This window comes from Pantoea sp. MT58, assembly GCF_014495885.1.
GTDB classification, from domain to species: Bacteria; Pseudomonadota; Gammaproteobacteria; order Enterobacterales; family Enterobacteriaceae; genus Pantoea; species Pantoea eucalypti.
On the sequence record NZ_CP061083.1, the window covers coordinates 220,777 to 233,097 of the forward strand.

Below are 12,321 nucleotides of genomic sequence, written 5' to 3' on the forward strand. Positions count from 1 at the left end.
AAATGGCCGAGTCTCAACCGCTACCTGACGCGCCTGGCGGCGCCGAATATTTGCGCGCAGTGCTGCGTTCACCGGTGTATGAAGTGGCACAGGTGACGCCGCTGCAGGTTATGGAAAAAATTTCAGCGCGTCTCGGCAACACCATTCTGGTGAAGCGGGAAGATCGCCAGCCGGTGCACAGTTTCAAGGTGCGCGGTGCTTACGCGATGATTGCCGGTCTGAACGAAGAGCAGAAAGCGCGCGGCGTGGTGACGGCGTCAGCCGGTAACCATGCGCAGGGCGTGGCACTCTCCGCGACGAAACTGGGCATCAAGTCACTGATTGTGATGCCGCTGGCGACCGCAGACATCAAGGTTGATGCAGTGCGCGCATTTGGCGGTGAGGCTTTCCTGTTTGGTGCCAACTTTGATGAGGCGAAAGCCAAAGCGATAGAGCTCGCTGAACAGCGCGGCTACACCTTCGTGCCGCCGTTTGACCATCCGGCTGTCATTGCCGGACAGGGCACGCTGGCGATGGAGCTGTTGCAGCAGGATGCGCACCTTGACCGGGTCTTTGTCCCGGTTGGCGGCGGCGGTCTGGCCGCCGGCGTGGCTGTGCTGATCAAGCAGCTGATGCCGCAAATCAAAGTGATTGCGGTGGAGTCAGAAGATTCAGCCTGCCTGAAAGCCGCACTGGAAGCGGGTCATCCGGTCGATCTGCCGCGCGTCGGGCTGTTTGCCGAAGGCGTCGCGGTCAAACGGATTGGCAGCGAGACCTTCCGGCTCTGTCAGGCTTACATTGATGACATTATCACCGTCGATAGCGATGCGATTTGCGCGGCGATGAAAGATCTGTTCGAAGATGTTCGTGCCGTGGCGGAGCCGTCTGGCGCGCTGGCGCTGGCGGGCATGAAAAAGTATATCCAGCAGCACGAGATCAAAGGCGAGCGGCTGGCGCATGTGTTATCAGGTGCCAACGTCAACTTCCACGGCCTGCGTTACGTCTCCGAGCGTTGTGAGCTGGGCGAGCAGCGTGAAGCGCTGCTGGCCGTCACCATCCCGGAACAGCAGGGCAGCTTCCTGCGCTTCTGTCAGACGCTGGGCGGACGTTCCATTACCGAGTTCAACTATCGCTACGCGGATGCGGACAAAGCCTGCATCTTTGTTGGCGTGCGTCTGACCCGTGGCGTAGAGGAGCGTAGCGAAATCATCAGCGAGCTCACCAGCGGCGGTTATCAGGTGGTCGATCTTTCAGATGATGAGATGGCGAAACTGCACGTGCGCTACATGGTGGGCGGACGTCCCTCCAAGCCGCTGCGTGAACGGCTCTTCAGCTTTGAATTCCCGGAGGCACCTGGCGCGTTGCTGAAGTTCCTGCAGACGCTGGGCACTCACTGGAATATCTCGCTGTTTCACTACCGCAGCCACGGCACCGACTATGGTCGTGTGCTGGCGGCTTTTGAACTCGGCAGCGATGAGCCACGTTTCGAGGAGCATCTCACCGATCTGGGTTACGACTTTCATGACGAAAGCCAGAACCCGGCGTTCCGCTTCTTCCTGTCAGGCAACTGATTACAGCTGACTCCAGAAAGCACTGATCAGCGGCTCTCCGAGCCGCTTTTTTTGCACGCAAATGCCGAGCTCGAACGGTGCAACCGAGTCAATATTCTCCAGTAACAGCACGCGGTTACGCACCGGGTCCGGGCTGTTCTCCAGCACCACATCCGGCAACAGTGCAATACCGCAGCCCAGCGCCACCATCGAGACAATCGCCTCATGACCCGATACGGTGGCGTAAATCACCGGATTCGGGATGCGCTGACGGCGGAACCAGAGGTCGATACGCCGTCGTGCAGGTCCCTGCACCGGCAGGATAAACGGAATTTTTGACCAGTCGGGCTGCGGCTGTGTGGCCTGGGTGCGAACAGCACAGGGCAGCGCAGGCGCAATCAGTACCAGCGGGATCAGCCCCAGTGGCATAAAATCAATGCTGGCGGGCAGGGTTTCAGGCCGTCCCGCAATCGCCAGATCGGCATCGCCGGAGTGCACTTTTTCCACCGCATCCGCGGCATCGCCGGTATCCAGTTTGATTTCGACCTGCGGATGTTCAGCGCGAAAGCGGTCAAGGATGGGCGGCAGATGACTGTAGGCCGCCGTCACAGAACAGAACAGTCGCAGTTCGCCGCTGAGTGACGGGCCGTTAAGATCCATCACATGGCGCAGTTGCTGATACTGCAACAGCGTCTGCTGGGCAAACTGGCGCAGGCGTTCGCCCGCTTCCGTCAGCGTCACGGTGCGGTTATCACGCAGAAACAGCGCATGGCCGACATCTTCTTCAAGCCGCTGGATCTGGCGTGACAGCGTGGAAGGGCTGACGTGCATCGCACGCGCAGTGCGCCCGAAGTGGCAGCTTTCTGCCAGATGAAGAAACAGTTTCAGATCCCGTAAATCCATGTGCGCGTCGCCTCTGAGTGGTGTTGCATTTATTGCAATGTGACGTTGTTAATATATCAATTTAAGCAACAGAATTCCTGTCATATGATGGGGTCATTCGCGGCGCTGCACGATTCGCCGTTCCTGAACAAAAAAAGCAAACACAACCTTACTGGAGTACCCATGGCTAACTATTTCAACACATTGAACCTGCGCAACCAGCTGGCGCAATTAGGCAAATGCCGCTTCATGGCACGTGATGAATTCGCGGATGGTGCCAGTTTCCTGAAAGGCAAAAAAGTCGTTATCGTTGGCTGTGGTGCGCAGGGCCTGAACCAGGGTCTGAACATGCGCGATTCCGGTCTGGACGTTGCTTATGCACTGCGTGCTGAAGCGATTGCGGAGAAACGCCCTTCATGGCGCAAAGCGACCGATAACGGTTTCAAAGTGGGTACTTACGAAGAGCTGATCCCGCAGGCTGACCTGGTGGTTAACCTGACGCCAGACAAGCAGCATTCTGCTGTGGTTCAGGCTGTTCAGCCGCTGATGAAAGATGGCGCTGCACTGGGCTACTCACACGGTTTCAACATCGTTGAAGTGGGCGAAAGCATCCGTAAAGACATCACTGTTGTGATGGTGGCGCCGAAGTGCCCGGGTACTGAAGTGCGTGAAGAGTACAAACGTGGCTTTGGTGTGCCGACGCTGATCGCGGTTCACCCTGAAAATGATCCAAAAGGCGAAGGCATGGCGATTGCTAAAGCCTGGGCAGCTGCGACTGGCGGCGATCGTGCTGGCGTGCTGGAATCCTCCTTCGTTGCAGAAGTGAAATCTGACCTGATGGGTGAGCAGACTATCCTGTGTGGCATGTTGCAGGCGGGTTCACTGCTCTGCTTCGACAAGCTGGTGGCTGAAGGTACCGATCCGGCTTACGCAGAAAAACTGATTCAGTTCGGCTGGGAAACCATCACCGAGTCACTGAAGTTTGGTGGTATCACCCTGATGATGGATCGTCTTTCTAACCCGGCGAAACTGCGCGCCTATGCGCTGTCAGAGCAGCTGAAAACCATCATGGCGCCGCTGTTCCAGAAGCATATGGATGACATCATCTCTGGTGAATTCTCTTCCGGTATGATGGCTGACTGGGCAAATGATGATAAAAACCTGCTGACCTGGCGTGAAGAGACCGGCCAGACCGCGTTTGAAACCGCCGCACAGTATGAAGGCAAAATCGAAGAGCAGGAATACTATGACAAAGGTGTTGTGATGGTAGCGATGGTGAAAGCGGGCGTTGAGCTGGCGTTTGAAACCATGGTAGACGCCGGCATCATTGAAGAGTCTGCTTACTACGAATCACTGCATGAGCTGCCGCTGATTGCTAACACCATCGCCCGTAAGCGTCTGTATGAAATGAACGTGGTTATCTCTGATACTGCCGAATATGGTAACTATCTGTTCTCCTTCGCCGCAGTTCCGCTGCTGAAAGAGTTCATGACCACATTGCAGCCAGGCGATCTGGGTAAAGCGGTTGAAGGCACTCAGGTTGATAACGCGCAGCTGCGTGACGTCAACGAAGCCGTTCGCCAGCACCCGATTGAAACCGTTGGCCGCAAACTGCGTGGCTACATGACCGACATGAAGCGCATCGCTGTCGCGGGCTAATCAACCTCATCACAATTTTCAGCAAAACAAACCCCGGCTCGCCGGGGTTTTTTGTTTGGGAACACTGCCTGGAAGGTTCGCTGTAGGAACGGAGCCTGCACTGCCTGCTTCGCTGTAAGATCGAGCTGCACAGGCAATACGGTCAGATCGGAAAGACGCAAAACCCGCCATCCCTGGCATGCTCGGCCCGCGCCGTCCCTGGCGCGGGACGCTTTCCTCCTCTGCCCGTGTTGCCAGTGCCCTCAAGCTTCTTCATTGCTGCCCGAATCACCCTGCCTCATTAGCACTATGCAAGATCTTCAAACTGACAGCTAACCTGCTTCAGGCGATGGGAGCATACGCCTGTAGCAAAGCATCACGGGCCAGGGACAAAAACGGCGGGAGCGTTTTTGAATAACGCAATGCGTGGCCCAGCTACGGGCGCACCTCAGGGATGAGGTGCGTAATCGGCCGCGCTGAGCCTGCCAGGGATGGCGTCTTTTACGTCTTTGCGAAAGGCGTATGCGCCCTGAGCCTGCTACCTGACCTCAAGGCGACACTTTAAACCCTGCGGAGTAGATGTATGCTCCCTGAAACGCCCTTTATTTACTCAACAACCCATAAAAAAACCCGGCATCTGCCGGGTTTCACTGACCTTCATCCAACCGGATTACACGTCATAAAGCGTCTGGTGACGCGTCTCTTTACAGGCCAGCAACGCGATCAGCGTCAGTACTGCCATTGACGCAAGATACAGCCCCACCGCCTGCAAACCATAATGGGCATTTAGCCAGGTCGCAATATAAGGCGCAACGGAGGCACCCAGAATCGAGGAGAGGTTATAGGAGAACGATGCGCCGGTATAACGCACTTCAGTCGGGAACAGCTCCGGCAGCAGCGCGCCCATCGGGCCAAACGTCAGCCCCATAATGCTCAGACCCAGCAGCAGAAACGCCATCACCAGCGCCTGTGAACCTGAACCAAGCATTGCCGGGAACAGGAACGAAAACCCGATAATCATCAGCGTAATGGTAATCATCGTCTTGCGACGACCAAAACGGTCAGCCAGCAAACCAGCAATCGGTACCATCACCCCAAAGCCAATCACCGCCAGCATCAGCATCCACAGCATACTGTTACGCGGAATGCCCAGACCCGCCGGTGCTGCCGTGGTGCCATAACTCATCGAATAGACGGTCATGATATAGAACAGCGTATAGGTCGCCAGCATGATAAAAGTGCCGAGAATCGTGGCGGTCAGATGCTTGCTCAGCAGCGCCGCAATCGGCACCCGAACCTGCTTCTTCTCTTTCTGCACTTTGGCAAACACCGGACTCTCATGCAGCGAAACGCGCACATACAGACCAACCAGCACCAGCACGGCAGAGAGAATAAACGGCACGCGCCAGCCCCACTGCATAAACTGCTCGTCGGTCAGCAGCCATGAAAGCAGCAGGAAAGTCCCGTTAGCGAAGAAAAAGCCAATCGGCGCACCCAACTGAGGGAACGAACCGTAAAGCGCACGCTTCTTCGCTGGCGCATTTTCCGTCGCCAGCAGCGCCGCACCACCCCATTCTCCACCCAGCCCCAGTCCCTGACCAAAACGCGCCAGCGCCAGCAGCAGCGGCGCCATCACGCCAATCGTCTCATAGCTGGGTAGCAGACCAATCACCACGGTGGAAATACCCATGGTCAGCAGCGAGGCAACCAGCGTGGCTTTACGCCCGACGCGATCGCCAAAGTGACCAAACACCGCTGAGCCAATCGGACGCGCGATAAAGGCGATAGCGAAAGTGGCCAGCGACTGTAGCGTTGCGACCGTGGCATCACCCTGCGGGAAGAAAATGTGCGGGAAAACAATTACCGCAGCCGTGGCATAAATATAAAAGTCGAAGAATTCGATGGCCGTACCGACCAGCGAGGCAATCACCACTTTACTGCGTGAGTTAACCGGCGTGGGATCCTGCTGTTTGTCGAGTGTGTCTGTGAGGGAGGCTTGCATAACTGTTTCTTATTTGTAAATACAGATAAAGAATCTTACGCATCTGCCAGGGCGCATTCAATGATGAAAACCCGCGCCGCGTCTGGCTTCAGAGGGCAAAAAGAGGATAATTTCTGTGGTGCTGTGAATACCGGGTGATACCGGGGTAAACCGGACGATATATGGCGGGATACTCTAAGAAAGGGCTAAATAAAAGTGACCCCTCAGCTATTCATCCTGTTATCTGATTAAAAAATAGCCGAGGGGAAATATTTTCCGCTGTTGTTAACGGATTACGATGATTTGTGTCGTGACGCGCTGCCCGCTTCAGGCATCTGTGGGTCGTCTTTATATTTGGCAGTGGCGATCCACGCAGCACAGAACAGCGTCAGACGAGCGAAGAAGTAGAAGAATGCCATCAGGCCGAGCACTGAACCAAAGGCGGCACCGGAAGGCGAGGTCGCCATCTTCGGCAGTGTCAGCGTCATCACAAACTTAATCACCTCAAAGCCGATTGCCGCCAGCAGTGTCCCGCGGAACAACGCTTTCTTACGTGGCTTATGACGTGGCAGAATCCAGAAAATCCACAGGAAAAGCAGATAGTTCGCCATAACGGAAATCGAGGTGGCGATAATGGTCAGCGCAGGCCGCAACCAGTCAATGCCATCCAGGCCCAGCGCACTCACGATAGAGGCCTGCGCAGAGCCGGCTACCGAGGTCAGCGACAGCGTAATCACCAGCGCCAGCATCAGACCCGCCAGCGACAGCAGATCGCGAATATAACGCTTCCAGATCTTCTCCTTGTCATCCGGTTTGCGTTCCCATACGTCGCGCGACTGGGCACGAATCGCTTCACGCAGGTTACCCATCCAGTTAAGGCCGGAGTAGAGCGCCAGCAGTAAACCGGTAATCCCCACGGTGGCACGCTGCTGAATCGCGGTATTCACCGTATTTTTCAGCGTGGTTGCCAGTGTCGGGTCGCTGATGCTGCTGACGATTTTGTTGATGATATCGGTCAGCAAATCCGGATTCGATGCCAGCACAAAACCCACGGCGGCGAACGACACCATCAGAATGGGAATCAGCGATAAAAACGAAAAATAGGTAATCGCCGCGCCAAACTGGCTGCCGAGCCGATCGTTAAAGCGGTCAAGGGCGCGAATGAAATGCGCCACCGCCGGAATAGCCTGAAACCAGGTGGCGAAACGCGACACGCGAACAATAGATTCATCTACGGTGTGGTTGCCGGTTTTAATATCGATAAGCGGCTTTTGTGGCTGCAAATCCTGCGGATTTTCCTGCTTGTCTGTCATAGACCTTCACTGTCCTGTTTATCATTAAAATCAAAGTATAGCCGCTCAGGTGACGTACTCCTGTAACACCTGACTCAGCCACTCCATAAATACCCGCACGCGACGTGCCACATTGCGCCGGTGCGGATAGAGCAGATGGATCGGCATCGGCCTGGCGGGAAAGCGGTGCAGCACTTCCACCAGCTCACCCCTTTCCAGCAATGTCTGAATGCCGGCGGCAGGCACCTGAATAATCCCTAAGCCCGCCAGGCAGGCGGCGCGATAGGTTTCGGTGCTGTTCACCGTCACCACGCCGCCGGTATGAACGTAATGGCACTGCCTGCCATCAAAATATTCAAATCCGGGTGATGCCTGACCGAGTTGCTGGCTGTAATGCACCATCGCATGCTGCGACAGCTCTTCCAGCCGGATGGGCATCCCGAACCGCGAAAGGTAGCCAGGGCTGGCGCAGTTAATCAAGGTATGGGTACCAATTTTTCGCGCAATCAGCCCCGAATCTTTGAGTTCGCCAACCCGAAGGACACAATCAAACCCTTCGCGGATCACATCCACCTGACGATCGCTGCTACTCAGCTCAATCTCTATGCCGGGATAGTGCTGCAAAAATTCGGGCAGTCGTGGCAGGATAAAACCGGTGGCCATCGCCACCGACATATCCACCCGGAGTTTACCGCTGAGCGAGGCGGGTTCGTGCTGAAACAGGCTGTCCATATCGTCAATCATCGACAATAAATCCAGACAGCGATCGTAATAGACTAATCCATCCTGGGTGAGTTGCACCCGGCGCGTGGTGCGATGCAACAAACGTGTTGCCATTTGATTCTCCAGCGCCTGGATCTGCCGGGATACACTGCCTTTCGGCACACCTAAACTTTCTGCTGCGCGGGTAAAACTGCCCATTTCTGCCACCCGCACGAAGACCTGCATTGCGTGAATTTTGTCCATGTTGTTCACCGATTGTTGTTTTTATTGAAACAGTGATGCGCGTTTACCCCTGTTTATAGATCAATAATTCGCGAATATCCTTAACCCGTGTTCAATTTTTCAACAGGTGTGAGCGATGAATCAGAAAGTGGCGTTAATTACCGGTGGAAACCGTGGGTTAGGCCGGAATGGAGCCTTAAAACTGGCTGCCAGAGGCACCGATATCATTCTGACGTACCGCAGCCATGCCGATGAGGCGCAGGCGGTCGTAAAGGAAATTGCGGCGATGGGGAGGCGCGCCGTGGCGCTGGCACTGGATGTCGGCGAAACCGGTCAGTTCGACCGCTTTGTTGGAGAGGTGAAACAGGCACTGCAGCAGCAATGGCAACGGGAGCGATTTGACTATTTAGTGAACAACGCGGGTCATGGACACTACAAGCCGTTTACCGACACCACCGAGGCGGAATTTGATGCGCTGGTCAATGTGCATTTTAAAGGGCCTTACTTTCTCACTCAGAAGCTGCTGCCGCTGATCAATGACGGTGGCCGCATCCTGAACATCTCCAGCGGGCTGACCCGACTGGTCTACCCTGGCTCCTCGACCTATGCGTCGATGAAAGGGGCGATGGAAGTCCTGACGCGCTACCAGGCGAAAGAGCTGGGCGAACGGCGCATTCGCGTCAATATTCTGGCACCTGGCGCGATAGAGACTGACTTTGGTGGTGGCCGGGTGCGTGATACCCGCGAGATTAACGATCAGATTGCCGGACTGACGGCGCTGGGTCGGGTCGGACTGCCGGATGATATCGGCGACGCCATCAGCGCGATCCTCAGTGACGAAACCGGCTGGATCACCGCGCAGCGGATTGAGGCTTCAGGCGGGCAGGGGATTTAACCGCGGGCGGCGTCGTTGAAAACACGACGCCGCCGTCTTTCACAGTGTAATGGTGCCATCGATGACGGTAACCGTATTGCCGCCAATCCAGATGGTCTCACCAGCGAAAGATACGTTCACCCGGCCTGCACGCTGCAGGGCCGTTCCCTGGCGAACGCGATAGGCGGTGGTATGGCCTGCGGCTGCGAAGTAACGCGCCAGACAGGCGTTGGCGCTGCCGGTCACCGGATCCTCGGTCAGGCTGCCATTTTCTACCAGCAGGCCACGCACTTCATACTGCTCAGGCTCGCCCTCAGGCAACCGGCCAAACGGCATCACTCCCGAAACACCCGCATGCTTAACCAGACGCTGCAAATCGCTGACATTGGGCTGCAGCGCCAGCACAGCGTCGGCACTGACCATCGGTACCAGCAGCCAGCGAATCCCCATATCGACCACCGTCGGGCTTTGCGTCAGATCGAACGCGTCGCTGTTTAAAGCGTTCCCCATCAGCGCATCCTGCCACGGCATCAGGGTGGCCGCCGGCGCGGCAAATGCCAGTTCGCCCGCCTCACCTATCTTCACCGTCACGTTTCCGACGCCACACTCCTGCACGATTTCACCCGGCGTTCGGGTAGGCCAGCCCGCCTCCAGCAGCGCATGTGCGGTGCCCAGCGTCGGATGACCGGCAAACGGCAGTTCGCCTTCCACGGTAAAAATACGCACCCGATAATCCGCCTCTTCGTGCTGCGGCGGCAGCACAAAGGTAGTTTCCGACAGGTTCGTCCAGCGGGCAATTGCCGCCAGCTGGCTGTCGTTTAGCCCCTGAGCATCCATGATCACCGCCAGCGGATTGCCATTAAAGGCGGATGAGGTAAACACATCGACTTGCTTAAACGCGACCTTCATTGTGACTCCTTGCTCTGGGTTCAGTGTGGCCTTTTCTCTGCCGGATGATTGCTTATAACAGCTAACAGCGTTATCAATAAGTTAAAGATTTTACCGGAGACTCTGAATGCTAACGATCCTGGGACGCGCCTCCTCAATCAACGTGCGCAAAGTACTATGGCTGTGTGACGAACTTGACCTTGATTTTGAGCGCGAAGAGTGGGGCGATGGCTTCCGCTCAACCCACCTACCCGAATTCATGGCACTGAATCCCAATGCGATGGTGCCGGTTCTGAAAGATGATGACTTTGTGTTGTGGGAATCCAATACCATTCTGCGCTATCTGGCGAACGCCTATGGCGGCGAGTGGCTCTATCCTCATGATCCGCAAACGCGAGCGCCTGTCGATCAGTGGATAGACTGGCAAGCTACCGAACTCAACACCTCATGGCGCTACGCATTTATGTCGCTGGTGCGAAACTCCCCGGCTCATCAGGATCCGCGTCTGCTGGCTGCGGCCAGTAAAGGCTGGGCGCACACTATGAGCATTCTCAATCAGCAGCTGGAAAAAACCGGCCGCTATGTTGCCGGACGTAATTTCACGCTGGCAGACATTCCGATTGGCCTGGCGGTGAACCGCTGGTTTGAGACCCCGCTCGACCATCCCGATTACCCTGCGGTGCGGACTTATTACGAGCGCCTGACTGAACGTCGCGGCTATACCGTCTGGGGCCGCAACGGTACACCCTGAGCCTCACCGCACGGTATTCCTGCCAGCTCACAGGCGATTTCGCCTGCACGCTGAATCGCCCGGCTGTAGCGCGCATCAAACGGATAGCAGCAGGAGAGTCGCAGCGCATGGTTGTAGCGCTCGCTCAGTGAGTAGAGTGCGCCAGGCGTAACGCAAATTTGCTCCTGCAGCAGCCGATCAAACATCGCGGTGGTATTCACGCCGCCCGGTAGCTCAACCCAGAAAACGAAGCCACCGCGCGGCAGTGTTGCGCGCGTGCCTTCCGGGAAGTAGCGGGCGATAAGACCCCGCGCCTCATCCAGATTAGCTGCATAGCGACGGCGCAGCGTGCGCAGATGGTGGTCGTAACCGCCGGAAGCCAGAAACTCCGCCAGCGTTTCGGAGAGCAGGGCAGATTCAGCCATTGAGGAGACGGCTTTCAGTCGGGCAATCGCATCATGAAAACGGCCTGCGGCGGTCCAGCCAATACGAAAATCGGGTGCCACGGTTTTAGTGAAACTGGTGCAGTAGATCACCCAGCCATCGCGATCAAAGGCTTTCACGGCGGGTGAGAGCGGCCAGTCGAACTGCAACTCGTCATACAGCCCATCTTCTATCAGCGGAACGTGGTAAGTGTTCACTAACTTTGCCAGCCGTTTCTTATTCTCCAGCGACATACCGCAGCCCAGCGGGTTCTGCGCGCTCGGCATCGCAATCAGCGCCTTGATACGCTGCTCCTGCAGCAGCATCTCCAGTGCATCCAGCGAGAGCCCGTGCTGTGGGTCAGTGGGGATTTCCAGTGCTTTCAGACCGAGCGAGGCCAGAAGCGGAAAGAGGAAAAAGTAGGTCGGCGACTCCAGTCCGACGCAGTCGCCGGGCTGCGTGACTGCTCTGAGCGCCAGCTGAAGCGCCTCCATGCAGCCGTGGGTCAGGGTGATCTCATCGGCGGTAATTGTCTGTCCGGCGTGCAGCGCCCGTCGCGCTATCTCCTCCCGTAAGCGCTCACTACCGGGCGGAAGCGCATAGCGACCAATCATGTTGGGATCACGACGCAACAATGAGGCGGTAATCCGGGCGATGCGTGCCGCCGGGAAAAGCTCACTGTCCTGCGGGCAGGCCAGCGAAATATTGGTGTAGTCGGGATGATTCTGCGCCGCAAACACCTTATCGATCAGGTCGAGTTTACCGCTGCTGGGATCGCGTACCCGGGTCTTATGCTGACCGTGGCGGGTGACGGCGGGCAACACGCCGCGCACGTAATAGCCCGACTGCGGACGCGCCTCAATCAGCCCGCGATCTTCCAGCATCTGCCAGGCATTCAGCACGGTATTGACGCTGACCTGATGTGACTGCGCAACACGGCGGATCGCCGGCAGGCGTTTACCGGGTTTCAGCGTTCCCTGATGGATGGCTTCAGCGAAGCTCTCTGCCAGCTGCTGATAGAGGGGTTGTTCGGTGGTGGGAGCAAGGGACACAATAGCCTCCGGCCTGAATGGGTACAATTTCTGTTAACGATAACTGTAACCATAACAATAGTGATTTTGTGTCCCTGTTACCATCTC

The 12,321-nt window shown here is 56.6% G+C and carries 10 protein-coding genes; 4 read left to right on the top strand and 6 right to left on the bottom strand.

The features are described 5' to 3' along the window. Nucleotides 1–2 precede the first annotated feature (2 nt). On the top strand, nucleotides 3–1,550 hold the full coding sequence (ilvA, locus tag IAI47_RS01040) for a threonine ammonia-lyase, biosynthetic (RefSeq protein WP_008926356.1): 1,548 nt from the start codon (nucleotides 3–5) through the stop codon (nucleotides 1,548–1,550). Here ilvA and ilvY read toward each other — a convergent pair whose 3' ends face one another. Further along, nucleotides 1,551–2,432, bottom strand: a complete 882-nt coding sequence (gene ilvY / locus IAI47_RS01045) for an HTH-type transcriptional activator IlvY (protein WP_008926355.1) — start codon at nucleotides 2,430–2,432, stop codon at nucleotides 1,551–1,553. Between the two features lie 162 nt (nucleotides 2,433–2,594). On the opposite strand from ilvY, the gene ilvC reads away from it, so the two are divergent. Next, nucleotides 2,595–4,070: a ketol-acid reductoisomerase gene (gene ilvC / locus IAI47_RS01050; RefSeq protein WP_008926354.1), complete on the top strand. Its 1,476-nt coding sequence runs from the start codon at nucleotides 2,595–2,597 to the stop codon at nucleotides 4,068–4,070. Nucleotides 4,071–4,719: 649 nt separating this feature from the next. Here the strand turns inward: ilvC and IAI47_RS01055 are convergent. From IAI47_RS01055 to IAI47_RS01065, 3 genes are all read right to left on the bottom strand, one after another. Then, nucleotides 4,720–6,051 carry an MFS transporter gene (locus IAI47_RS01055; protein WP_003852017.1) on the bottom strand — a complete coding sequence of 444 codons (1,332 nt, stop codon included), beginning with the start codon at nucleotides 6,049–6,051 and terminating at the stop codon, nucleotides 4,720–4,722. A 272-nt stretch (nucleotides 6,052–6,323) separates the two neighbouring features. Next, on the bottom strand, nucleotides 6,324–7,343 hold the full coding sequence (gene yhjD, locus IAI47_RS01060) for an inner membrane protein YhjD (RefSeq protein WP_003852018.1): 1,020 nt from the start codon (nucleotides 7,341–7,343) through the stop codon (nucleotides 6,324–6,326). Nucleotides 7,344–7,388: 45 nt separating this feature from the next. Then, nucleotides 7,389–8,288, bottom strand: a complete 900-nt coding sequence (locus IAI47_RS01065; protein WP_008926352.1) for a LysR family transcriptional regulator — start codon at nucleotides 8,286–8,288, stop codon at nucleotides 7,389–7,391. A gap of 115 nt (nucleotides 8,289–8,403) precedes the next feature. Between IAI47_RS01065 and IAI47_RS01070 the strand changes: the two genes are divergently transcribed. Next, the gene (locus tag IAI47_RS01070) at nucleotides 8,404–9,162 is read left to right on the top strand and encodes an SDR family NAD(P)-dependent oxidoreductase (RefSeq protein WP_008926351.1); all 759 of its coding nucleotides are present in this window, start codon (nucleotides 8,404–8,406) and stop codon (nucleotides 9,160–9,162) included. 39 nt (nucleotides 9,163–9,201) lie between these two features. Here the strand turns inward: IAI47_RS01070 and IAI47_RS01075 are convergent, their stop codons facing one another. Then, nucleotides 9,202–10,050, bottom strand: coding sequence for a PhzF family phenazine biosynthesis protein (locus tag IAI47_RS01075; protein ID WP_008926350.1), 849 nt, complete (start codon nucleotides 10,048–10,050; stop codon nucleotides 9,202–9,204). Between the two features lie 106 nt (nucleotides 10,051–10,156). Between IAI47_RS01075 and IAI47_RS01080 the strand changes: the two genes are divergently transcribed. After that, nucleotides 10,157–10,780, top strand: a complete 624-nt coding sequence (locus IAI47_RS01080) for a glutathione S-transferase family protein (RefSeq protein ID WP_003852022.1) — start codon at nucleotides 10,157–10,159, stop codon at nucleotides 10,778–10,780. Here IAI47_RS01080 and IAI47_RS01085 read toward each other — a convergent pair. Next, a complete protein-coding gene (locus IAI47_RS01085) occupies nucleotides 10,747–12,234 on the bottom strand; it encodes a PLP-dependent aminotransferase family protein (RefSeq protein WP_008926349.1) in 1,488 nt (495 codons plus the stop codon). The two genes, IAI47_RS01080 and IAI47_RS01085, sit on opposite strands and share 34 nt — an antisense overlap. Nucleotides 12,235–12,321 lie beyond the last annotated feature (87 nt).

Bases quoted from the DNA above. Each gene is read 5' to 3' on its own strand.
- ilvA (WP_008926356.1), top strand. From the start codon at position 3: ATGGCCGAGTCTCAACCGCTACCTGACGCGCCTGGCGGCGCCGAATAT.
- ilvY (WP_008926355.1), bottom strand. From the start codon at position 2,432: ATGGATTTACGGGATCTGAAACTGTTTCTTCATCTGGCAGAAAGCTGC.
- ilvC (WP_008926354.1), top strand. From the start codon at position 2,595: ATGGCTAACTATTTCAACACATTGAACCTGCGCAACCAGCTGGCGCAA.
- IAI47_RS01055 (WP_003852017.1), bottom strand. From the start codon at position 6,051: ATGCAAGCCTCCCTCACAGACACACTCGACAAACAGCAGGATCCCACG.
- yhjD (WP_003852018.1), bottom strand. From the start codon at position 7,343: ATGACAGACAAGCAGGAAAATCCGCAGGATTTGCAGCCACAAAAGCCG.
- IAI47_RS01065 (WP_008926352.1), bottom strand. From the start codon at position 8,288: ATGGACAAAATTCACGCAATGCAGGTCTTCGTGCGGGTGGCAGAAATG.
- IAI47_RS01070 (WP_008926351.1), top strand. From the start codon at position 8,404: ATGAATCAGAAAGTGGCGTTAATTACCGGTGGAAACCGTGGGTTAGGC.
- IAI47_RS01075 (WP_008926350.1), bottom strand. From the start codon at position 10,050: ATGAAGGTCGCGTTTAAGCAAGTCGATGTGTTTACCTCATCCGCCTTT.
- IAI47_RS01080 (WP_003852022.1), top strand. From the start codon at position 10,157: ATGCTAACGATCCTGGGACGCGCCTCCTCAATCAACGTGCGCAAAGTA.